The following is a 23,054-nucleotide window of genomic DNA, read 5'->3' as shown; positions in this document are numbered from 1 at the left end:
AGGCGTGGCATTGAGCAGGCCGCTACGCAAGGCAGCGGCGAGATTCAGATTTGGATCAGGGTGTTCTGGTATTTACTCAGCATATCGGCCAGCCGTTTTACCGGCTCGGTCACGCTGAGCGGCGCCTCGTACTGCACCAGTTTCTGCTGATAGATCTCGAACTCCGCCAGCAGCTGTTCAAAGTAGCGGCGGCGCTTTTCATCGCTGCGCGCGGAGATAATATGATCCGCCGTGGCGCGCAGCTGGCGGTGAAAAGCGGAGAGATCGGCATTCACCGGCACGTCCGCATTGCGCAGCCGCTGGTGGCCGATAATCAGGGTCAGCGCGATGCGATATTTGTCGAGATCGCCGGGGAACAGGTTCAGCAGCATAAACAGCTGCTGGTAGAGCGCCGGAAGATGATTCTCGCGACGGCGCGCCTGGTTGGTGGTCATGGCGGAAACGGCCGCATACATAAAGCGGTTCAGCAGTTTACGTCCGGTGCGCGCCTTCGATTTGTCGCGGATCAGCAGGATCACCATCATTGCCACGAAACAGCCGATCACCTGCCCCAGCACGTTGTCGAGGAAGACGTTGAACTCGAACTTCATCGGGTTATCCAGCACCAGCACGTTAATGGTGCCGATAAGCGCACCGAGCGTGCCGAGCTGACGCCGCTGCACAAAGATGCCGCCGACAAAGCCGAGCAGGCCGATGGCGATGCAGAGCAGCAGCGCGCTCTGCTGCGTGTTGGGCAGCACATACATAAAGTAGAGCGCGCCGAGCGGCACCGCGACGGTCATGCCGTAGAGGAAATCTTTTGCCATCAGCAGCGGATTCGGCACGCGCATCGCCAGCGCGGTGATCACCGCCAGCATTACCATGCAGCCGCTGCCGGAAGTCCAGCCGGTATAGAGCCAGAACAGCGAGCCGAGCGCGGTGGCGGCAAAGGTGCGAATACCGTTAATCATCGCGTGGTGCGTTTCCGCAGAGCGCGCCTGAATAACCACTTCGCGCTCAAGGATGCCCTCTTCCAGCGTGGTGATGCGGCTGTTGCTTTTAATGCCTTTCAGCAGCAGCAAATATTCGGTCGCCGCGCCCACCCAGCTGGCGAGCGTCACCGGCGCTTTGCCGTCGCTGCTGGCGCCGATCACCCGGCGCATTACCTTCATGCGTCGATGCACGTCGGCGACGGTTTCTACCTCTTTTTCCACCAGCAGACGATACTGCGGCGCGATATATTCCGGGCGCGAGTTCTGGATTAAGAAGGTTTCCGCCGCCTGAGTGATCATGGTCAGCGACAGAGTATTGAGCATCTGCAGACGACGGTTGGCGTTTTGCCAGCGCGACGACTCCATCATCAGCTGGCCGCGCATGGTGCCGAGCGCTGTGGTGCGGCGCACCAGCGCACTCCAGGCTTTGTCCACTTCCTCTTTATCTTCATGCGCCACGCAGAGCTGCAGCAGCCGATAGTGCGCCACCAGCAGCGCATCAACCTCGCTGTCGATCACTTTTTTAATCGAGCGCGGCGAGAAGATCATATCCGCCAGAATGGCGCAGAGAATACCGAGCACGATTTCGCTGCAGCGCTCTACCGCAAACTGCGGCGCCAGCGTCAGCCCGCCGCTGGCGTCGGCGGTCACCACGATAATCAGCGCGGTATAGCCCGCCAGGCCGAGCGCGTAGGAATTTTCGACTTTGATCAGCGACGAGAGCCAGACGCAGACGCCGGCCCAGATGCAGCAGAGCAGCAGCATCACCACCGGTGCGCGCACCGTGGCGATCATAATGGTCAGCGCGGCGATACAGCCGATAAAAGTGCCGATAATGCGCAGAATGCCGCGATAGCGCAGCGCCCCAGAGTAGGGATCGCCGCCGGCGACGAAGGCGGTGCCGCCGGCGACGATGCCGGCGGTCATTACCGCCCAGCGCGGCGTTTCAAGGTTGAGGTGAAAGCCGATCATCAGCGCCGCCACCAGCGCGAAGGTCAGCTTGACCGGGAAACGCAGGAACTCGATCATATCGCCCCGCTTAACCAAACTCACGCAGGCGATTAAAGAGACGCGTCATCGGCGACACCTGAGTGTCGGCGCGATCGTTCTGGCCGGTGATCACCACGGTTGCGGTGGTGCCCGCCGGGAAGCGATTGCCAGGCTGCTGATCGAGGCGAATGCGCACCGGCACGCGCTGCGCCAGACGCACCCACTCCAGGTTCGAGTCCACGGTGGCCATGCCTTTGCTGTCAACCGAACTGCTGCTGTTGGTGACGCCCGCCGCCACGCTGTCGACGGTGCCGCGCAGCACCACGTTGCTGCCGAGCGGCGTCACTTCCGCGCGGAAGCCCGGCTCGACGCCGTGCAGCTTGGTCTCTTCCAGATAGGCCAGCACGTAGAAAGAGTGCTGCTGCACCAGCGCCACCGCCACCGAGCCGCGGGTGATGAACTCGCCCTGATAGACGTTGAGGTTAGTGACCCAGCCGTCGGACGGCGCGGTAATAGCGGTGCGATCCAGGTCGATCTTCGCCAGATCGCGGGTGGCGATCGATTTCGCCAGCTGATGTTCGCTGGTTTGCAGATCGTTATTCGCCTGATCGATCGCCTCGCGCGACATCGCCGAGGTGCCCAGCTGATTGCGACGCGCCGCCTCGCGGCGTTTTTCGCTCACCAGCGCCTGATAGTACTCGACGTCCGCCTGCGCCTGATCCAGCGCTTTCTGGTAGCGCGGGCGATCGACGACAAACAGCGTGTCGCCTTTTTTCACCAGCTGGTTGTCATGCACCGGCACCTCGGTAATCAGCCCCGTCACATCCGGCGAAATCGCCACGACATCCGCCGCGAATTTGGCGTCGCGCGTCCACGGCGACTCGGTGTAAAACACCCAGGCGCGAAAGATAATAACTACAGCGATGATGACCAGCAGGATAGTAATCGCGTATCGCGCGATTTTTCTTATTAGCGATTTCACTTAAACCTCAGACGAATAGACGGGATACCAGGTAAAACACACAGCAGTAGAGCGCCGTGTTAAAAAGCGCCGGATGCCAGACGAGATCGTATATCCCGCTCGGCGTCAGCAGACGTTTCACCAACCAGAACAGCATTAGCGAGACGATTAATTCAACGAAGATGGGCGGGAACGAGAGCCCAAACACGACAAAAACCGGAAGCACACTCATCAGGGATCCTTAGTTCGACCTTGCCGGGATGATCCTTAGCCTGCCCGGCCGCAAGCCGCGACGGGTTGATGAGGACGGATGACAACATCCGAACCATTGCTGAGTAAATAATAGCGTATCATCGGGCAGCAGCAGGCGTTTTGCCGCAGGTCGGTTTGACCTTTCGTGGACAAAAGCGGATCACCGGGAGATACCCCGGCGCGCATATAGTAACGCGCCTGACTATACGTTTTCTACAGATTGTGAACTAAATCACTTTTTAGCCAGAGTAAACAATGGAACGACTGAAAGGCATGTCCATTTTCGCCAAAGTGGTTGAATTAGGCTCTTTTACCGCCGCTGCGCGCCAGCTCCACCTTAGCGTTTCGTCTATCAGTCAGATTGTGGCGAAACTGGAAGATGAGCTACAGGTGAAGCTGCTGAACCGCAGCACCCGCAGCCTCGGCCTGACCGAGGCGGGAAAAATCTACTATCAGGGCTGCCGCCGCATGCTGGCGGAAGCCACCCAGGTGCACGAACAGCTCTATGCGTTTAACAACACGCCGATCGGCACGCTGCGCATCGGCAGCTCCTCCACCATGGCGCAAAACGTTCTCGCCGAGATGACCAGCAATATGCTGCGCGAATATCCCGGTCTGAGCGTCAATCTGGTGGCGGGCATCCCGGCGCCCGATTTGATCGCTGACGGGCTGGATCTGGTGATCCGCGTCGGCGCGCTGAAAGATTCCAGCCTTTTTTCGCGTCGCCTCGGCGCGATGCCGATGGTGGTGTGCGCGGCGAAAAGCTATCTGCAGCAGCACGGCGCGCCGGAGAAACCGGCTGACGTCGATAATTTCGCCTGGCTGGAATATAGCGTGCGTCCCGATAACAACTTCGAGCTGATCGCGCCTGAAGGGCTGGTGTCGCGGCTGTCACCGCAGGGACGCTTCGTCACCAACGACTCGCTGACGCTGATCCGCTGGCTGAAGGCGGGCAACGGCATCGCCTATGTGCCGATGATGTGGGTGATAGAGGAGATTAACGCAGGCGAGATCGATATTCTTTTTCCGCAGTATCAGTCCGATCCGCGCCCGGTCTATGCGCTCTATACCGAGAAAGATAAGCTGCCGCTGAAGGTGCAGGTCTGTATCGACTACCTGACGGGCTATTTTCAGCAGGTGGCGGCGCAGTATCAGCAGCACCGCGCCAGCTAACAGCCCGCCAGAAGGCGGGCTGTTAGTGATATTAGGCGGTGCCGCCGATGGTGAGCTTATCCAGCTTCAGCGTCGGCTGGCCGACGCCGACCGGCACGCTCTGCCCCTCTTTGCCGCACACGCCGACGCCTTTATCCAGCGCCAGATCGTTGCCGACCATCGAGATCTGCTGCATCGCCTCGATGCCGGAGCCGATCAGCGTGGCGCCTTTCACCGGCTTCGTTACCTTGCCGTTTTCAATCAGATAGGCTTCTGAGGTAGAGAAGACAAACTTGCCGGAGGTGATATCCACCTGGCCGCCGCCGAAGTTTGGCGCATAGAGGCCATATTCGACGCTTTCGATAATTTCCTGCGGCGTCGATTTGCCCGCCAGCATATAGGTGTTGGTCATACGCGGCATCGGCAGATGCGCATAGGACTCGCGGCGGCCGTTGCCGGTCGGCGCCACGCCCATCAGGCGCGCGTTAAGCTTGTCCTGCATATAGTTTTTCAGCACGCCGTTTTCGATCAGCACGTTGTACTGGCCCGGCACGCCTTCGTCATCCACTGCCAGCGAGCCGCGCAGCCCTTCGATAGTGCCGTCATCCACCACGGTGCAGAGTTCCGACGCCACCAGCTGACCCATTTTGCCGCTGAACACCGAGGTTTCGCGACGGTTGAAGTCACCTTCCAGACCATGACCGACCGCTTCATGCAGCAGCACGCCCGGCCAGCCTGCGCCCAGCACCACCGGCAGCGTGCCGGCCGGCGCGGCGACGGCGGAGAGATTAACCAGCGCCATGCGCACCGCCTCTTTCGCCCAGGCGTCGGCGCGTACTTCGCCGTTTTCATCGGCGAGGAAGAATTCGTAGCCGACGCGCGCGCCGCCGCCGCTGGCGCCGCGCTCGCGTTTGCCCTGATCTTCAACCAGCACGCTGACGGAGAGGCGCACCAGCGGACGGATGTCCGCCGCCAGCGTGCCGTCGGTGGCGGCCACCAGCACCTGCTCATAGACGCCGCTCAGACTGGCGTTCACCTCCTGCACGCGCGCGTCGGCGGCGCGCGCCACTTTGTCTACGCGCTGCAGCAGGGCGATTTTATCTTCGCGCGTCAGGCTGTCGAGCGGGTTAATCGGCTGATAGAGCGCGCGATGCATCACGTTTGAAAGCGTATGCGCCTTGCCGTTGCCCTGTTCGCGCACGATGCTGCGCGCCGCTTCCGCCGACTGACGCAGCGCGTTCAGGGTGATCTGGTCGGCATAGGCGAAGCCGGTTTTCTCGCCGCTGACGGCGCGCACGCCGACGCCCTGGTCGATATGCCAGGAGCCGTCTTTAATGATCTTGTCTTCCAGCACCCAGGATTCATGGAAGCTGGACTGAAAATAGAGATCGGCATAATCCAGACGACGTTCTGAAAGCTGCCCTAACAGGGAAAACAGGTCCTGCTGATTAATATTGTTAGCAGTTAGCAACTGCTCACTTACCAGGTTCAGAGTCATCGTATCTCGCTCGTTTTATGCTCGGATAATGAGGGTGTGACACTCATTCTGCGCCAGCGCCGTCTGGCGCTGCGCGGATAAAGTCAGATTTTACTAGCCTGCGGCAATTCCCCGACGGCGTCAAATTCACTTCTTCTCTTCTTCGCGCGGTTTGCGCAGCACTTCGTTGATTTGCGGCTTATCCAGCGGGCCGTCGATGTGATAACGCAGCAGCGAGATTTTATTCCATAGCGGGCCCAGCACCTTGCTGGCGGCGAAAACCGCCGCGCCGACCACCGGGTTGATGACAAAGGCGGTCGCGACGCCGACAGAGGCGGAGATCTCCGGCGCCACCACCGCTTCCATATCGATATTGCGCTTCACTAAATCGACTTTCCCCTGCATGGCGATATCCGCTTCCAGCCCGTCCACCAGCAGGTTATCGGTGCGCATCACGCCGTTTTCAATCCATGCGGTGCCGTTGATCGAGTCAAAATAGAAACCGTCGTTGTTAAAGGTATCGCTAAAATCGAAACGCAGCTTGCGCAGCAGCGCGTCAAAGCTCATCAGACGCAGCAGCTGTCCCGCCGCGCCCGTATTTACGTCGGCGATTTGCCCCTTGCCGAAATGGGTTTTAAGCGTGCCGCTCAGCGTCTCTTCCGAGGGCTGCCACGGCGCCGAGCGCCAGTGGAGATCGTAATCGACCTTAAAAGAGGCGTCGCGCAGCGGCGTATTGACGCCAAACCAGTTGGTGGCGTTATTAATATTGCTGCCGCTCAGCGTGCCCTTCAGCGAGGTGCGCGGCGCGTTGGCGCGATTGACCCACTCGCCGGAGACGTTAAGACGCGAGCTGCCGGTATCCACCACGCCGTTAGTGAGTGCTAACGTATCGCCTTTCGGCACCACCTGCGCCTGAATGCGGCCGAACTTCTGCCCGCGCAGCCAGCACTCGGCGCAGCTCAGCTGCAGCGCCGGCCAGCGGCTGAAGTCGATGTGGCTCGCCTGCTGCTGCTGTCGCGCCGCGTTATCGCCGCCGCCGCTCTGCCATTCCGGATTGTAGTAAAGATAGTCGAGCGCCACGCGCCATGCCGCGCTTTGCGCCGTCTCCAGCGTGCCGCGAATTTCTCGTCCCGTGACGCTGACGCGGCTTTTGCCGTTAACGCCCTGCTCCAGCGTGGCGTCAACGTCGTGCCACTGCTGGCCCGCCAGCGTCACCGCCGGGCTGCGCAGGGTCACATCGCCGGGCAGCGCAACGCCACCCAACTCGCCTCCGCCGCGCGCGTCAGAGGCGCCGCCCGCAGCCATCAGTCCAGCCCAGGCTTCGCCGTCCAGCGGAGGCAGATTAAGCACCATGCCGGCGCGATCCGGCAGGGCGGGCTTGCTGTGCGCCTCGTTCAGCCAGATACCGCGCTCGACGCGCAGCTGCGGCTCCAGCAGCCAGCGGCTGTTGAAGCGATGGCGGTTCGCCACGCTGCCGCTCAGCTCGAACTGCTTCAGGTCGCCGCTGGCGTTTACCGCGATGGGCATCGCGTCGCCGCTTGCCTTAGCGAGCGGGGCCGGTAAGCGACTGCTTACTTCTTTCGCATCCCCTTTCAGGCTGACGTCGTAGCGCGCCCCGCCCTGATGCGGCAGCGTAATGTTCACATCGCCCTGCCACGGCAGATGTCCGCCTAGCTGGCTGGCGACCGGCGCCGGCAGCGGCGACAGTTTCGCCGGCTGCCAGTCGCCGTCGAGTTTGACGTTAACGCCGAACTCCTGCGGATTCTCTTTGGTGCTAAAGCTGACGTTAACCGGCTGGCCGAACCAGTTCGCCTGCAGTCTGTCGCTGTCGAGATTGCCGTTGTTGAAGCGGAAACGGCCGCTCAGGTGATCTAAGGTGGTGTTGAGCGGCTTGATATGCAGCGCGTTGTTGTGCAGATCGACGTTGCCGCTGGCGTGCACCTGCTCGCCGTCGAGGGGAATATCGAGCTTCAGATGCCCCTGGGTTTTCCCTTTGATCTCCAGCTGCTCCAGCGCCGCGCCCAGCGAGGCCTTCAGCGGCGTATCCTGAAAATAGCGTGCGATTTGATCGCCTTCGCCGCTGATATCGCCGTCGATCAGCAGTTTCTCTTTCAGGTAGTCCGGAATGGCCGCGCTGAAATGGCCGACGTCCACCTCGCCCAGCCTGAAGCGCGGCGCCGTCATCCACAGCCCGTCGTTGATGAAGTTGAGATCGATATCGAGCTGAGAAACGTCGGGCCAGTTGGGCTGGAAGGCGTAGGTCGCCTGCCGCAGCGGCACCCAGACCTGAAACATGCCGTCGTTATGACGGAACGGGAACAGCGTCGGATTGCCCGCGAACAGCAGCGTCGCGTTATCGACCTGACCGCCCTTGATCGCCCCGCTCAGGTAGCGCGTAAGCGCCTTGCCCATCAGCGGCTGTGGGAAGTAGCGCCAGGCGTCACCCGCGTCGGTGACGCGAATGCCGGCGAGAATATCGAGACGCGGCTCGCGGCCGAGGTTCTGCTGATAGCGAAAATCGCCGCGCGCCCAGAGCGAGCGCGCCTGTACGTCGAGATCGCGACCATCCAGCGTCAGGCCGTTTTGATCGCGCAGCCAGCTCAGCGAGCCACGCAGCTGATGGATCTCCAGCGGCGCGTTGAACATGGCGCTGTAGGGCACGTCGGTGCGGCCCATCTCGATCTTCACCTGGCCATTGCTGAGGCTGCCGCGCGCTTCGCCGCTCAGGTTGCTGATGCCTGGCAGCAGCTGCCACGGCTGCCAGCGAAAATCGCGCCATTTTACCTGCATGCGCGTCTGGTCCGGCTGCTGCAGAGGAATGTCCAGCGCCAGCCCCTCTACCATGCCCTGCGGCTGCAGCGCGCGCCAGTTTTCGAACAGCGAGGGCGATAGCGGCGCAAACAAAGGCACCAGCGGCGCAATGCGGTTGAGCGCCAGCTGTGTCGCCCTCACCCGCACCTCGCCCTGATGATCGGGGCCGAGCAGCTGCTTATCCTGTGGCCGCCACAGCAGCGCAAAGTGGCCTGCAGGCCAGGCTTCGCCGTCGGTGCTGAGACGCGTCTGCGGCACGTTGACCATCCAGCCGTTTTGATAGCGCGAAAGATGCGCAGTCAGGCCGTCCACCTGCAAATGATGGGCGCCATCTTCGCCCTGCCAGTTCGCGCCACCCTGGCGCAGCAGCAGATCGCCCGCGTAGAGATCGCCGTCGCGCAGGCTAACCCAGGCCGCCAGGCTGAAACGCGCGCTGTCGAGCCGCGTGTTGTCGCGCATCCAGCGCCCCAGCCACGGCCGCACGTCAACGTCGTCCGCCTGCATCCAGATGCGTCCGTCGTTGAGCAGGCCTTCGCTGTCGTTCAGGTCAAGCCGCACCTGCACTACGCCGTGCTGGCCGGTAAAGCTGGAGAGGCTCACCTCGCCCTCTGCGCGATGGCGGTTCGCCTCGTTCAGCCAGGTAAGTTTGGGGATCGCCAGCTCGGCGCGCTGGCCGGAAGGCGTGCGGAAAAAGATCGAGCTGTCGCGCAGGTCGAAGTGGTCGAACTGACGCAGAAAGAGTTCGTTGATGCGGCCAGGCTTGAAGCTATTTTTCTCTTCATCGCTGGAAAAGAGCGGACGATTGTTGTCGAGGCGCAGCTGCCAGAAGGTGAGATCGCGAAACTGCCAGCGCCAGTGCAGCAGCGACTGCCAGACATCCAGCGCCAGGCTGACGCGCGCGATGTCGAGGGTACCATTCTCTTTCATATCGACGCGCAGGCCGCGGATCTGCATCGTCGGGCCGAACGTTTCCCAGCGGCCGCGCAGTTCGTCGGCGGTGACGCTGACGCCGCTGGCGCGCGACACCGTCGCCAGGATGTCGCTGCGGTAGCTGTCGAGGTGCGGCATCACCAGACGCAGCCCGCTGACCAGCAGCGCGACAATGACGATCGCCGTCGCAACCAGCAGTAACAAAATCCTCGGCAGCTGCCTCACACACCTCTCCTTGTCTTCCGCATTTGACGGATGGTTATCTCTCATACTCAACCGTCGCCAGACAATTATCGGTATGAATGCGCATGTTAACCTAAGCAAGGCCGCTTTTTTAGCCCGCAGCAGGCGATTTTGCCTGATGCTACGGGATTACATCATTACCACGTCGAACTGCTCCTGGGTGTAGAGCGGTTCGATATGCACTTTGACCTGTTTGCCGACGAAAATTTCGACCTCGGCCAGCGCGTGCGACTCGTCGCTTTTCAGCGCCTCGCCGACGGCCGGCGAAACATAGACCAGAAAGCGATCGGCATCATAGGCGTGATGGACGCGGACGATTTCACGCATGATTTCGTAGCAGACCGTCTCCACCGTTTTCATGGTGCCGCGCCCTTTGCAGACCGGACAATCTTCGCACAGCACATGCTCGATGCTTTCCCGCGTGCGTTTGCGCGTCATCTCCACCAGCCCCAGCGCCGAGAAGCCGTGAATGCCGGTTTTGACCCGATCCTTGGCGAGCGCCGACTCCAGCGAGTGCAGCACGCGGCGACGGTGGTCGTCATTGCTCATATCGATAAAGTCGATAATGATAATGCCGCCCAGGTTGCGCAGCCGCAGCTGGCGCGCAATCGCCTGCGTCGCCTCGACATTGGTGTTGAAGATGGTTTCATCGAGATTGCGATGGCCGACAAAGGCGCCGGTGTTGATGTCGATAGTGGTCATCGCTTCGGTCTGATCGATGATCAGATAGCCGCCTGACTTCAGCTCGACTTTGCGATCCAGCGAGCGCTGGATTTCATTCTCGACGTCGAAGAGATCGAAGATGGGCTGTTTGCCGGCGTAAAGCTCCAGCTTGTCGGCCATTTCCGGAATGTATTCGCGCGTGAATTCCACCAGCAGCTCGCAGGTCAGGCGAGAGTCAACGCGAATACGATCCAGCGCCGCGCCGGCGAAATCGCGCAGGATACGCTGCGCCAGCGCCAGCTCGCCGTAGAGCAGACAGCGGGTCTGGTTACGCTTTTTCCGCTCGGTGACTTTGGTCCAGAGACGTTTCAGGAAGGCGGCGTCCTGCGCCAGCTCCTCTTCGCCAATGCCTTCCGCCGCGGTGCGGATAATAAAGCCGCCCAGATCGTCGCAGTAGTCCGCGACCACCGCCTTCAGGCGCTCGCGCTCGCGCTCGCTTTCGATGCGCTGGGAGACGCCGACGTGCGACGCACCGGGCATAAACACCAGATAACGCGACGGCAGCGTAATGTCGGTGGTGAGGCGCGCCCCTTTGGTGCCGAGCGGATCTTTTACTACCTGCACCATCAGGTCCTGGCCCTGCCGCACCAGTTCGGCGATATCGCGCACGATAAAGTTTTTCTTCTCATCGCCCGCCACGCATTCGGTGTGCGGCATGATATCGGAGGCGTGCAAAAAGGCGGCTTTATCCAGGCCGATATCAACAAAGGCCGCCTGCATGCCCGGCAGTACGCGGCTGACGCGCCCTTTGTAGATATTGCCGACGATGCCGCGCCGCGCCTCGCGCTCAATATGAATTTCCTGCAGAATGCCGCCGTCGATATAGGCCACGCGCGTCTCGGAAGGCGTGACGTTGACCAGTAATTCAGCCGTCATGTTATCCCCTTACGGCACGCAGTGACTGAAAATGGCTGAGTAACTCGCCTGTCTCAACCAACGGCAATCCGACCACCGCGTGATAGCTTCCATTAATTTTGCGGACAAAGTTTCCACCGATGCCCTGAATGCCGTACGCGCCGGCTTTATCCATCGGCTCACCGGTAGCGATATAGTCAGCGATCTCCGCCGCGCTTAACAGGCGAAAGGTCACGTCCGTCACCACCAGGCAGTCGAGCGCGCGCGCGCGATCGGCCAGCGCAACGGCGGTCATCACCTGATGCGTCTGGCCCGAAAGACGCGCCAGCATCCCGGCGGCGTCCGCGGCGTCGCGCGGCTTTTCCAGCACCTCGCCGTTGAGCACCACGATGGTGTCCGCGCCCAGCACCGGCAGATCCTGCTGCGCGACCGCGACGCCAGCGCGCGCTTTGTCATTCGCCAGGCGACGCACGTAACTTTCCGCCGCCTCATCCGGGCGGCGTTGCTCTTCAACATCGGTATGGAGACGCTCAAACTGCAGGCCAAGCTGCGTCAGCAGCTCACGACGACGCGGAGAACCGGAAGCCAGATAGAGGGATAACATAAAATTCCTTACTGAACAGCGAACTGACGACGAATCTTTCTCATTAATAAGAATAGCCAGGGCCAGAGAATCCCGTCGATAACGCTGCTCCAGAAAATCTCAGGGCGGAATGATACGTTGATCACTAAAAACTCTGCCCAGAAAACAATCACGTCCACCGCCAGCGACAGCACCATCACCATTAACGCCTGCTGCCACAACGCCAGGTTGCGGAACAGCTGGAATTTAAAGGCGACCAGGTAGGCGATGATGCTGAGCGCCAGCGCGCGCACGCCGAGGGTAGATCCGGCGATCAGATCCATCACCCCGCCCAGCACGAAGCCGGAGCCGACGTTGACGCGGTGCGGCAGCGCCAGCACCCAGTAAATCAGGATAAGCAGGATCCACGATGGCCGGAACATATAGAACTGTTCCGGCCACGGCATGATCTGCAGCACAAGGGCGACAAGAAAGGACAGCCAGATAACCCAACGACCCTGGCTGCGGTATCGACTCAAGGCTGGCCTCCGCGCGCGTTAGCCGGCGCGCTTTGCGTTCCGCTGCTGGCTGGCGCAGGCGGGCCCATCTGCGCGGACGGCGCCGGCGGCCCCATCTCGCCCGCTGGCGGCAGCACCTGCGGCATCATCTGCATCAGGCGCTCGTTGGCAACGCGGTGCACGTCATCCGGCGCCATCGGCATGTCGCCGTTCTTATCCGCGCCCCACAGCAGCAGCAGATAGCGCAGACGCTGCAGTCCCGCGGTCGGACGCGCCTGAATCACGGTATAGGCGCGCTGCGTGTCGACTTTCACCGACGAAACCACCGCCACCGGATAGCCTTCCGGGAAACGACCACCCAGGCCAGAGGTCACCAGCATATCGCCGACGCGAATATCGGTGTTGCCCGGCAGATGCTCCAGCTGCAGATCTTCGGTGCAGCCGTTGCCGGCCGCAATCACGCGGATGTCGTTGCGCAGCACCTGAATCGGCAGCGCGTGCGACGCGTCGCAAATCAGCAGCACGCGGCTGGTCACCTGACCGACAGCGATAACCTGGCCGACCACGCCTTTGTCGCTGATGACCGGCTGGCCTTCATAGACGCCGTTGACGCTGCCTTTGTCGATCACCACCTGATCGGTGTAGGGATCGGTGCCGGTGGAGATCACCTGCGTCACCATCTTGTGCTCATCCTGACGCAGCGGCGAACCTAACAGTTCGCGCAGACGCGCGTTTTCCTGCTTATATTGCCCCAGCATCAGCAGGTCGCTGTTTTTCAGGAAAAGCTCGCGGCGCAGGGCTTTATTCTCCAGCTCAAGCTGCTGGCGCGACGCCAGCGAACCGGAAATACCGTCAAGGATCTGGCGCGGGCCGTTGGCCAGGAAATAAAACGGACTGACCGATGTGTCCAGATAGTTGCGAATTTGGGTAAACGAACCCAGCCGGCTATCGGCGACAATAATCGCGATGGCAACGATCACCGCCAAAAACAGGCGCAACTGCAGGGAAGGCCCCCTGCTAAAAATCGGCTTCATATATTCTGCGTGTTCCTCGACAACAGGTAAGGAAGTACGGCCAACGCCGCACTTCCCTGGGCTGGACGTCTGACGCCGACGCCTGTAGCGTCAGCTTCCACGCGATTCCCTGCGCATTTCCATTCAGGTCACAGCCGATTGAGGCGATTATTCTTCGCTGAACAAATCGCCGCCATGCATGTCGATCATTTCCAGCGCTTTACCGCCACCGCGCGCCACGCAGGTCAGCGGATCTTCTGCCACCACCACCGGAATGCCGGTCTCTTCCATCAGCAGACGGTCCAGGTTGCGCAGCAGCGCGCCGCCGCCGGTCAGCACCATGCCGCGTTCAGAGATATCGGACGCCAGCTCCGGCGGGCACTGCTCCAGCGCCACCATTACCGCGCTCACGATGCCGGTCAGCGGCTCCTGCAGCGCTTCCAGAATTTCATTTGAGTTCAGCGTAAAGCCGCGCGGCACCCCTTCCGCCAGGTTACGGCCGCGCACTTCGATTTCGCGCACTTCGTCGCCCGGATAGGCGGAGCCGATCTCATGCTTGATGCGTTCTGCGGTCGCTTCGCCAATCAGCGAGCCGTAGTTACGGCGCACATAATTGATAATCGCTTCGTCGAAGCGGTCGCCGCCGATACGCACCGACGAGGAGTAGACCACACCGTTCAACGAGATCACCGCTACTTCGGTGGTGCCGCCGCCGATATCAACCACCATCGAGCCGGTCGCTTCAGAAACCGGCAGGCCAGCGCCGATAGCGGCCGCCATCGGTTCTTCAATCAGGAAAACTTCACGCGCGCCTGCGCCCTGCGCGGATTCGCGGATAGCGCGACGCTCAACCTGGGTCGCGCCGACCGGCACGCACACCAGCACGCGCGGGCTTGGACGCATAAAGCTGTTGCTGTGCACCTGCTTGATGAAGTGCTGCAGCATTTTTTCAGTAACGAAAAAGTCCGCGATCACGCCATCTTTCATCGGGCGAATGGCGGCAATATTACCTGGCGTACGGCCGAGCATCTGTTTGGCATCATGGCCAACGGCCGCCACGCTCTTTGGGGAACCGGCACGGTCCTGGCGGATGGCAACCACGGAAGGCTCGTTCAGCACGATGCCCTGTCCTTTTACATAAATCAGGGTATTCGCGGTACCCAGGTCAATGGACAAGTCATTGGAAAACATGCCACGAAATTTTTTAAACATATCTAAAGGATAATCCTGCAAGCTGGGGGCGGAAAATAAAATCCGCTTACTTTACCAACCACGCGAAGCCGCCACAAGGCGCAAAAACGTTCTGCTTCGGTGAAAAAATAGACCAATTTGGCTTTATACGATCGTCAACGAGAACTGACGGGTGCAAAACAGCGCTATTCCCCTGTTTTCACCCCTTCCGGCGTCTATTTTGACGTTCTCGTTCGACATAAAATTTAACATTTCCGCTTAGGATTTTGGCTATGTCGCCGCCGCTATCCCTACTGGCTAAATATGATAGCGTTGTGAATACTTTTTCACATTACTGTTTACCGGCAGCGATGGCGCGAAAAGATCGCCCTGCCCGCCGGAGACGCCCAGGCCGACCAGCGTCTGCCACTCCGCATGCGTTCGCACAGCGGTGGCAAAAACCTGCGTCTGAGTCGACTTGCACACCTCCAGCAGGCTCTGCACGAACAGCTGATTTTCGGTGCGCCGGTCGATATTGCGCACCAGGCCGGGATCAAGCTTGATTAAATTGATGGGGAATTGCTTGATATACGCGCTACTCACCACGGTTAAACCAGCCTGAGCGACGGCGATGCGGCAGCCAAACGCCTGCAGCGCGCGGAACACCGGCGCTAAACGGTTGATGTGTTGACAAACGTCAGCCTCAGCAAGTTCAAATAAAAATCGTTTTCTTTGCGCTTTGGTGCACTGCAGCAGCATATTTTGCAGCCAGTTGACAAAGGGGCGCTGCAGCAGCGAGTCGATATTGATCGGCATCGCCAGGGTTTCGTCCGGCCAGACTTCGGAGAGCGCGGCGATGCGTAGCACCAGCTGGCGATCCCAGCCGTCCGCCATGCCGAACTGCAGCACCAGCGGCATAAACTCCGCCGCCAGCACCTCTTTGTCGCCGTCGAAAATGCGCATCAGCAGCTCGCGATGGTGCACGCTGCCGTCGAGCAGCACCGCCGGTTTCTGGTAGAGGCGCGGACCGCCGCGGCTCAGGGTATTTTCCAGCAGGGTGCGCCAGCGCACGCTGCCGCGGCCGGCGTCAAGCGGGTTGCCTTCGCCGTTTGACCAGTTATTGCCGCCCAGCAGCGTCGCCCGTCGCGTCGCCATTTCGACGTTGTCCATCACCTGCGGCACGCTCTGTCCGCTGTGCCACGCGCTGATGCCGATATGGATCAGATCGTCGCGGTTCACCATACGCATCGGCGGCAGCGAGTCGACCGCGTTGATCAGCTGATCCGCGATGCTGTTGGCCTCTTTCAGGCTGCGATGCGGCAGCAGCACCGCGAAGTCGCTGCGGAAGTAGCGCGCCAGCAGCGCGCCCGGATAGCGCAGCACAAAGGTAGAGAGCATGTTCACCAGATCATAGAGATACTCATCTACCAGCGTCGGACCCAGGGTTTCGTTGAGCATATCGAGATCGGGCAGGCGCACCATCATCACCACGCCGTGCATGCCGACATCTTCTTGATCCTCCAGCAGCGTCGCCAGCTGGTTGTCGAAGAAGAGCCGATTGCTCAGGCCGGTGCGGCTGTCCTGCGCGGCGAAGGCGCGGATCAGCGTGTCGATGCGCAGCCGCTGTTCGCCCGCTTCCTGTAGATCGCCTAGCAGCATATCGATGGCGCTGCTGGCGCGCGGCGGCCACTCATCGACGTCGCCCTTGCGCAGCAGCGTGCGCTCGCCCGCCAGGATCGCCTCGGCGCGCTTTTCCAGCCGCTCCATGCCGCGCCACTGGCGATTGAGCCAGCAGTGCATCATAAACAGCAGCAGGCTCATCACCAGCACCACAAAGAGGATCGCCGTCAGGGTATAGACGCCGGTAAAAGACTGAAACCAGGTTTTGGCGGGATCGAGCACCACGACGCGCATCGTCACGCCCGGCTGATGCACCAGCGGCACATCGAACTGGATAAAGCGGTTGGTCTCATCTTCCAGCATCGGGTTTTCATGCCGGCTAAGCCGAAACAGGATCTTGTCGCCGTTGCGCAGCTCGATGCGTTCGGTATTGATCACCGTCATGGTGTGCTGCAGCCAGCCGCGCAGTTCGTCGGGCGACTGCTCGAGCAGCGCTTGATCCACTTCGGTCGCCAGCGTCTGCACCCGTCCCTCGGCGCGCTGGTGCGTCAGCCAGTAAACGCTAAAAGCGCAGCCTACCAGCATCAAAAACATCGCCAGTAAGCTTAAAAATGTAATGAACGCAGAAAGTTTCGTGGTTAATCGCATCCCTGTGCCTGTTCGCTGCGGTGATGACCCGTTTATGCCCGCCCTGCGTCGCGCCTGACGCAAGCGCGAGCAAAATAGCATAAATTCCGCTACGCGGCAGCGCTGCTGCGTATGAAGGGCCAGTATATCCGTACCAGACAACGGGGAAGCGCGGTCGTTCTGTTTTTCAGCGCATTCTCATCAGCGAGGCGCGCCAGGAAATTTCATATTTTCGCAGCGAAAGTCGCGGCAATCGGCAATAGTCATCATGCTGGGAGAGTGATTCCAGCCGGGAGGTGAGTGATGAAATCGACAAAATATCTGACGGAAGCCGACGTAACGCCGGAAAGCGTCTTTAATATGCAGCGCCGTCAGGTGCTGAAAACCCTCGGCCTGAGCGCCGCTGCGCTGGGCATGCCGGGCGCGGCGCAGGCGGACGTGCTGAGCTGGTTCAAGGGCAACGACCGCCCCGCCGCACCAGCCGGCCGCGCGCTGACCTTCAGCAAGCCGGAAAAATATCAGGCCAGCCTGACGCTGACGCCGGAGGATAAGGTCGCCGGCTACAATAATTTCTATGAATTCGGCCTCGACAAGGCCGATCCGGCCGCCAACGCCGGCACGCTGAAAACCGATCCCTGGCAGCTGACCATCGACGGCGAAGTGGCGAAGCCGATCACCCTGAATATGGACGACATCTTCAAAAAGTTCGCCATGGAGCAGCGTATCTACCGTATGCGCTGCGTGGAAGCCTGGTCAATGGTGGTGCCCTGGGTCGGTTTCGAGCTGAATAAGCTGCTCAAGCTGGCGGAGCCCACCAGCAATGCGCGCTTCGTCGCGTTTCAGACGCTCTATGCGCCCGATCAGATGCCCGGGCAGAAGGATCGCTTTATCGGTGGCGGACTCAACTATCCCTATGTGGAAGGATTACGCCTCGACGAGGCGATGCATCCGCTGACGCTGCTCAGCACCGGCGTTTACGGCAAGGCGCTGCCGCCGCAGAACGGCGCGCCGATCCGCCTGACCGTGCCGTGGAAGTATGGCTTTAAAGGCATTAAATCGATCGTCAAAATTACCCTGACGCGCGATCAACCGCCGACCACCTGGAATCAGATCGCGTCAAATGAGTATGGTTTTTACGCCAACGTTAACCCGCACGTCGACCATCCGCGCTGGTCGCAGGCCAGCGAGCGCTTTATCGGCCCAGGCGGCACGCTGAGCGTGAAGCGTCAGCCGACGCTGCTGTTTAACGGCTACGCCGACGAGGTGGCGTCGCTCTATCGCGGGCTCGATTTACGGGAGAACTACTGAGTGCGACTGACGCTGAAACAGATTGTCTGGCTGAAAGTGGTGCTTCATCTGGCGGCGTTTTTGCCGCTGGTCTATCTCTTTATGGCGGCAAGTCAGGGGTGGCTGAGCGCCGATCCGGCGAAAGATATTCAGCACTTCACCGGCCGCATGGCGCTGAAGCTGCTGCTGGGGACGCTGCTGGTCTCGCCGCTGACGCGCTATGCGAAACAGCCGCTGCTGATCCGCACCCGACGCCTGCTTGGCGTCTGGACCTTTGTCTGGGCCTCGCTGCATCTGCTGAGTTACTACCTGCTGGAGCTGGGCGTCGATAATTTACGTCTGCTCGGCAGCGAGCTGGTTTCGCGCCCCTATCTTATGCTTGGCATCCTGACCTGGCTGATCCTGCTGGCGCTGACGGCGACCTCGTTTCAGCGCGCGCAGCGCAGGCTCGGCCGCCGCTGGCAAATTCTGCATAACTTCATCTATCTGGCGGCGATCCTCGCGCCGATTCACTATCTCTGGTCGGTAAAGGTGCTGTCGCCGCAGCCGCTGCTTTACGCAGTCGCCGCGCTGGCGTTGTTAGCGTGGCGTTACAAAAAGTTTCGTCACTGGTTGCCGCGCTAAGTTGTCTTCCCCCCGCGATTTCTGATAAAACGTGTGGCCTTCGGGCCACGCTGGATCAACTTCGCAGATAAGACCAGTATTTTGCTGCGAATTGCCCCGAAACGGATATAATGCCCGGCTTTGTTGCGCGCGGCGTCGCCTTTTTTGGCGCGGCGGGTGACAAATGGAAGATAGCAAGGTATTTTACGCGATGCCTCAATGATTGCGGGAGATGGCAGCACGATGGCGCATAAATTTCACATTCTGCTTTTGAACGGTCCCAACCTTAATTTGCTGGGAACCCGCGAGCCGGAAAAGTATGGTCGCACTACGCTACAGCAAATCGTCAGCGATTTAGCGGCGCAGGCGAGCCAGCTTGATGTGGAACTGAGTCACCTGCAGTCCAATGCGGAGTTTCAGCTCATCGATCGCATTCATGAGGCCAGAGGCAATGTGGATTACATCATCATTAATCCCGCTGCGTTTACGCACACCAGCGTAGCATTGCGCGATGCCCTTCTGGCGGTAAGCATTCCCTTTATCGAGGTGCACCTCTCCAACGTGCATGCTCGCGAACCTTTCCGTCATCACTCCTATCTTTCTGACGTATCCGCCGGCGTGATTTGCGGTTTAGGCGCCGACGGCTACTCATGGGCTTTACAAACGGCAGTAAAACGCCTGTCTCACTCCAATTAAACAGAGTACGGAACCACACTCATGGATATTCGTAAAATTAAAAAACTGATCGAACTGGTTGAAGAATCCGGCATCGCTGAGCTGGAAATTTCAGAGGGCGAAGAGTCCGTTCGTATCAGTCGTTCACCTGCCAATGTGGGTTATCCAGTCATGCAGCAGGCTTACGCCGCGCCGGCTCCGCAGCCTGCGCTGGCCACTGCCGTCGCGCCGATCGCTGCGCCGGTGGTAGAAAACGCCAAGCCTGCTGAAATCAGCGGCCATATCGTGCGTTCGCCGATGGTCGGCACCTTCTATCGCACCCCGAGCCCGGATGCGAAAGCCTTTATTGAAATCGGACAGAAAGTGAACGCTGGCGACACCCTCTGCATCGTTGAAGCGATGAAGATGATGAACCAGATCGAAGCCGATAAATCTGGCGTCGTGAAAGCCATTCTGGTCGAAAGCGGCCAGCCGGTTGAATTTGACGAGCCGCTGGTCGTCATCGAATAACGAGGCGAACCATGCTGGATAAAATTGTCATTGCTAACCGTGGTGAAATCGCGCTGCGTATTCTCCGCGCCTGTAAAGAGCTGGGCATCAAGACCGTGGCGGTGCACTCCACCGCGGACCGCGATCTGAAGCACGTGCTGCTGGCGGACGAAACCGTCTGCATCGGCCCGGCGCAGTCGGTTAAAAGCTACCTTAACATCCCGGCGCTGATTTCCGCCGCCGAGATCACCGGCGCGGTCGCTATCCACCCCGGCTACGGCTTTCTCTCTGAGAACGCCGACTTCGCCGAGCAGGTTGAGCGCTCCGGCTTTATCTTTATCGGCCCGAAAGCGGACACCATTCGCCTGATGGGCGACAAAGTCTCCGCCATTACCGCGATGAAAAAAGCGGGCGTGCCGACCGTTCCAGGTTCAGACGGCTCGCTGGGCGAAGACATGGAGAAAAACCGTGCCATCGCCAAGCGCATCGGTTATCCGGTCATCATCAAGGCGTCCGGCGGCGGCGGCGGTCGCGGCATGCGCGTGGTGCGTAGCGATAAAGAACTCGAGCAGTCCATTAACATGACGAAAGCGGAAGCCAAAGCGGCTTTCAACAACGACATGGTTTACATGGAGAAGTATCTCGAGAACCCGCGCCATATCGAGATTCAGGTGCTGGCCGACGGCCAGGGCAACGCCATCTATCTGGCCGAACGCGACTGCTCGATGCAGCGTCGTCACCAGAAAGTGGTCGAAGAGGCGCCCGCGCCAGGCATCACGCCGGAACTGCGTCGCTACATCGGCGAGCGCTGCTCTAACGCCTGTATCGAAATCGGCTACCGCGGCGCAGGCACCTTCGAGTTCCTGTATGAAAACGGCGAGTTCTACTTTATTGAGATGAACACCCGTATTCAGGTTGAGCATCCGGTTACCGAGATGATCACCGGCGTGGATCTGATCAAAGAGCAGCTGCGCATCGCTGCCGGTCAGCCGCTCTCTATCAGGCAGGAAGACGTGGTGATCCGCGGCCATGCGGTCGAGTGCCGTATCAACGCGGAAGACCCGAACACCTTCCTGCCGAGCCCGGGCAAAATCACCCGTTTCCACGCGCCGGGCGGTTTCGGCGTGCGCTGGGAATCGCACATTTACGCCGGCTACAGCGTGCCGCCGTACTACGATTCCATGATCGGCAAGCTGATCTGCTACGGTGAAACCCGCGACGTGGCGATTGCGCGCATGAAAAACGCGCTGGCGGAGCTGATCATCGACGGCATCAAGACCAACATTGAGCTGCAGATGCGCATCATGTCCGACGAAAACTTCCAGCAGGGTGGCACCAACATCCACTATCTGGAAAAGAAACTCGGCCTGTACGATAAATAAGCACAGCGCTGACTAAGAGCAAGGCCGGTGATACCGGCCTTTTTCATTTTTGTCGCCGATGAGGTTGCATAATGGACTGGCGTTTTCTGCAAGCGAATAAAGAGGCGCGCTGGGCGCTCTACCTGACGCTGGCCTATCTGGCCGTCTGGGGCCTTTCCGCCTGGCTGGGCGGCGATGAAACCGGCGTGACCGGTCTGCCGCGCTGGTTTGAACTCTCCTGCGTGTTTGCTCCGCTGCTGTTTATCGTGCTGTGCTGGCTGATGGTGCGCCTGGTGTTTCGCGATATACCGCTAGAGGATAACGATGGAAACTGAAATCATTCTTCCGCTGCTGGCTTACCTGGCGCTTATCGCCGGGCTGTCGGTGTTCGCCATGCGCAAACAGCAGCAGGGCAATTTTCTGACGGAATATTTTCTCGGCAGCCGCTCGATGGGCGGCTTTGTGCTGGCGATGACCATCACCACCACCTATATCAGCGCCAGCTCCTTTATCGGCGGCCCCGGCGCGGCCTATAAATATGGCCTCGGCTGGGTGCTGCTGGCGATGATCCAGGTGCCGGCGGTCTGGCTGTCGCTCGGCGTGCTGGGGAAAAAATTCGCCATTCTGGCGCGTCGCTACAACGCGGTGACGCTGAACGATATGCTCTACGCGCGCTACCGCAGCACGCTGCTGATCTGGCTGGCAAGCCTGAGCCTGCTGGTGGCCTTTATTGGCGCGATGACGGTGCAGTTTATCGGCGGCGCACGCCTACTGGAGACCGCAGCGGGCATCCCTTACGACACCGGCCTGCTGATTTTTGGCGGCACCATCGCGCTCTACACCGCCTTCGGCGGCTTCCGCGCCAGCGTGCTTAACGACGCCATGCAGGGACTGGTGATGCTGATTGGCACCTTTCTGCTGCTGTTCGCCGTGATCCACCAGGCCGGCGGACTCGGCACCGCGGTGACCAAACTGCGCGCTATCGATCCGCAGCTGGTGTCGCCGGAAGGTGTCGGCAACGTCATCAACCCGACCTTCGTTAGCTCGTTCGCGGTGCTGGTCTGTTTCGGCGTGATCGGCCTGCCGCATACCGCCGTGCGCTGTATCTCCTATAAAGACAGCAAAGCGCTGCATCGCGGCATTATCCTCGGCACCATCGTGGTGGTGGTGCTGATGTTCGGCATGCATCTGGCGGGCGCGCTGGGACGGACGATCCTGCCGGATCTCACCATACCCGATCGCGTGATCCCGACCCTGATGATCACCGTGCTGCCGCCGATGGCCGCTGGCGTGTTTCTCGCTGCGCCGATGGCGGCGATCATGTCGACCATCAACGCGCAGCTGCTGCAATCCTCCGCTACCCTGATCAAAGATCTCTATCTGCGCATCGCGCCGCAGCAGAGTGAAAATGAAGCGCGCCTGCGCCTGCTCTCCGGCACCATTACCTTTGTGCTGGGGCTGCTGCTGCTGCTGGCGGCGTGGAACCCGCCGGATATGATTATCTGGCTCAACCTGCTGGCGTTCGGCGGGCTGGAGGCGGTTTTCCTCTGGCCGCTGGTGCTCGGCCTCTACTGGTCGCGTGCCAACGCCGCCGGCGCGATTTCCGGTATGCTGGCAGGCGCCGGGAGCTACACGCTGCTTGCCAGCCTGAATATTGAATGGGGTGGCTTCCACCCTATCGTTCCGTCATTGACCATAAGCCTGCTGGCTTTTCTGGTCGGTAATCTGTTTGGCCGCGCGCCTGATGCTGCGCTGGAATAAAGA

Annotated in this window: 19 protein-coding genes; 8 read left to right on the top strand and 11 right to left on the bottom strand. The window is 60.2% G+C overall.

All coding sequences use genetic code 11. The annotated features are described in order from the left end of the window. Positions 1-44: 44 nt before the first annotated feature. From aaeB to aaeX, 3 genes are read right to left on the bottom strand one after another with little or no spacing between them, the layout of a single operon-like run. The gene (gene aaeB, locus MC269_RS01915; protein ID WP_239953593.1) at positions 45-2,000 is read right to left on the bottom strand and encodes a p-hydroxybenzoic acid efflux pump subunit AaeB; all 1,956 of its coding nucleotides are present in this window, start codon (positions 1,998-2,000) and stop codon (positions 45-47) included. 10 nt (positions 2,001-2,010) lie between these two features. Next, on the bottom strand, positions 2,011-2,943 hold the full coding sequence (gene aaeA / locus MC269_RS01910; RefSeq protein ID WP_081140728.1) for a p-hydroxybenzoic acid efflux pump subunit AaeA: 933 nt from the start codon (positions 2,941-2,943) through the stop codon (positions 2,011-2,013). A 7-nt stretch (positions 2,944-2,950) separates the two neighbouring features. After that, positions 2,951-3,154 carry a p-hydroxybenzoic acid efflux pump operon protein AaeX gene (aaeX, locus tag MC269_RS01905; protein ID WP_081140727.1) on the bottom strand — a complete coding sequence of 68 codons (204 nt, stop codon included), beginning with the start codon at positions 3,152-3,154 and terminating at the stop codon, positions 2,951-2,953. A gap of 275 nt (positions 3,155-3,429) precedes the next feature. Between aaeX and aaeR the strand changes: the two genes are divergently transcribed. Continuing rightward, entirely contained in the window at positions 3,430-4,347 is a 918-nt protein-coding gene (gene aaeR, locus MC269_RS01900) for an HTH-type transcriptional activator AaeR (protein ID WP_239953591.1), read from the top strand. Between the two features lie 31 nt (positions 4,348-4,378). On the opposite strand, the gene tldD is transcribed toward aaeR, so the two are convergent. From tldD to csrD, 8 genes are all read right to left on the bottom strand, one after another. Beyond that, positions 4,379-5,824: a metalloprotease TldD gene (tldD, locus tag MC269_RS01895; protein ID WP_081140725.1), complete on the bottom strand. Its 1,446-nt coding sequence runs from the start codon at positions 5,822-5,824 to the stop codon at positions 4,379-4,381. A gap of 126 nt (positions 5,825-5,950) precedes the next feature. Next, complete coding sequence (gene yhdP, locus MC269_RS01890; RefSeq protein ID WP_239953589.1) at positions 5,951-9,769, bottom strand: AsmA2 domain-containing protein YhdP; 3,819 nt, start codon at positions 9,767-9,769, stop codon at positions 5,951-5,953. Positions 9,770-9,916: 147 nt separating this feature from the next. Continuing rightward, positions 9,917-11,386 carry a ribonuclease G gene (rng, locus tag MC269_RS01885; protein WP_081140723.1) on the bottom strand — a complete coding sequence of 490 codons (1,470 nt, stop codon included), beginning with the start codon at positions 11,384-11,386 and terminating at the stop codon, positions 9,917-9,919. 1 nt (position 11,387) lies between these two features. After that, the gene (locus MC269_RS01880; protein ID WP_081140722.1) at positions 11,388-11,969 is read right to left on the bottom strand and encodes a nucleoside triphosphate pyrophosphatase; all 582 of its coding nucleotides are present in this window, start codon (positions 11,967-11,969) and stop codon (positions 11,388-11,390) included. 8 nt (positions 11,970-11,977) lie between these two features. Further along, on the bottom strand, positions 11,978-12,466 hold the full coding sequence (gene mreD / locus MC269_RS01875; RefSeq protein ID WP_239953587.1) for a rod shape-determining protein MreD: 489 nt from the start codon (positions 12,464-12,466) through the stop codon (positions 11,978-11,980). Continuing rightward, positions 12,463-13,479 (bottom strand): rod shape-determining protein MreC, encoded by a 1,017-nt coding sequence (gene mreC / locus MC269_RS01870; protein ID WP_081140720.1) that lies wholly within the window; start codon positions 13,477-13,479, stop codon positions 12,463-12,465. Before mreC ends, mreD begins: the two co-directional genes overlap by 4 nt. A 147-nt stretch (positions 13,480-13,626) precedes the next feature. Continuing rightward, the gene (mreB, locus tag MC269_RS01865) at positions 13,627-14,670 is read right to left on the bottom strand and encodes a rod shape-determining protein MreB (protein ID WP_003855260.1); all 1,044 of its coding nucleotides are present in this window, start codon (positions 14,668-14,670) and stop codon (positions 13,627-13,629) included. A gap of 276 nt (positions 14,671-14,946) precedes the next feature. After that, positions 14,947-16,896, bottom strand: coding sequence for an RNase E specificity factor CsrD (gene csrD / locus MC269_RS01860; protein ID WP_239953585.1), 1,950 nt, complete (start codon positions 16,894-16,896; stop codon positions 14,947-14,949). A 282-nt stretch (positions 16,897-17,178) separates the two neighbouring features. Here csrD and msrP point away from each other — a divergent pair, with 282 nt between their 5' ends. The 7 genes from msrP (at position 17,179) to panF (ending at position 23,051) form a co-directional block, all read left to right on the top strand. Continuing rightward, positions 17,179-18,183: a protein-methionine-sulfoxide reductase catalytic subunit MsrP gene (msrP, locus tag MC269_RS01855; RefSeq protein WP_239953583.1), complete on the top strand. Its 1,005-nt coding sequence runs from the start codon at positions 17,179-17,181 to the stop codon at positions 18,181-18,183. Beyond that, positions 18,184-18,786, top strand: a complete 603-nt coding sequence (gene msrQ, locus MC269_RS01850) for a protein-methionine-sulfoxide reductase heme-binding subunit MsrQ (protein ID WP_081140717.1) — start codon at positions 18,184-18,186, stop codon at positions 18,784-18,786. A 222-nt stretch (positions 18,787-19,008) separates the two neighbouring features. Beyond that, positions 19,009-19,461: a type II 3-dehydroquinate dehydratase gene (aroQ, locus tag MC269_RS01845; protein WP_081140842.1), complete on the top strand. Its 453-nt coding sequence runs from the start codon at positions 19,009-19,011 to the stop codon at positions 19,459-19,461. A gap of 21 nt (positions 19,462-19,482) precedes the next feature. After that, positions 19,483-19,950 (top strand): acetyl-CoA carboxylase biotin carboxyl carrier protein, encoded by a 468-nt coding sequence (gene accB / locus MC269_RS01840; RefSeq protein WP_081140716.1) that lies wholly within the window; start codon positions 19,483-19,485, stop codon positions 19,948-19,950. Positions 19,951-19,961: 11 nt separating this feature from the next. Continuing rightward, positions 19,962-21,311 carry an acetyl-CoA carboxylase biotin carboxylase subunit gene (gene accC, locus MC269_RS01835; RefSeq protein ID WP_081140715.1) on the top strand — a complete coding sequence of 450 codons (1,350 nt, stop codon included), beginning with the start codon at positions 19,962-19,964 and terminating at the stop codon, positions 21,309-21,311. Between the two features lie 71 nt (positions 21,312-21,382). Then, positions 21,383-21,625 (top strand): YhdT family protein, encoded by a 243-nt coding sequence (locus MC269_RS01830; RefSeq protein ID WP_239953581.1) that lies wholly within the window; start codon positions 21,383-21,385, stop codon positions 21,623-21,625. Next, complete coding sequence (gene panF / locus MC269_RS01825) at positions 21,615-23,051, top strand: sodium/pantothenate symporter (protein ID WP_239953579.1); 1,437 nt, start codon at positions 21,615-21,617, stop codon at positions 23,049-23,051. Before MC269_RS01830 ends, panF begins: the two co-directional genes overlap by 11 nt. The last annotated feature ends 3 nt before the right edge of the window (positions 23,052-23,054 follow it).

Source organism: Pantoea sp. Z09 (genome assembly GCF_022394795.1).
GTDB lineage: Bacteria > Pseudomonadota > Gammaproteobacteria > Enterobacterales > Enterobacteriaceae > Pantoea > Pantoea latae.
This window is presented reverse-complemented; position numbering and strand designations above follow the sequence as displayed.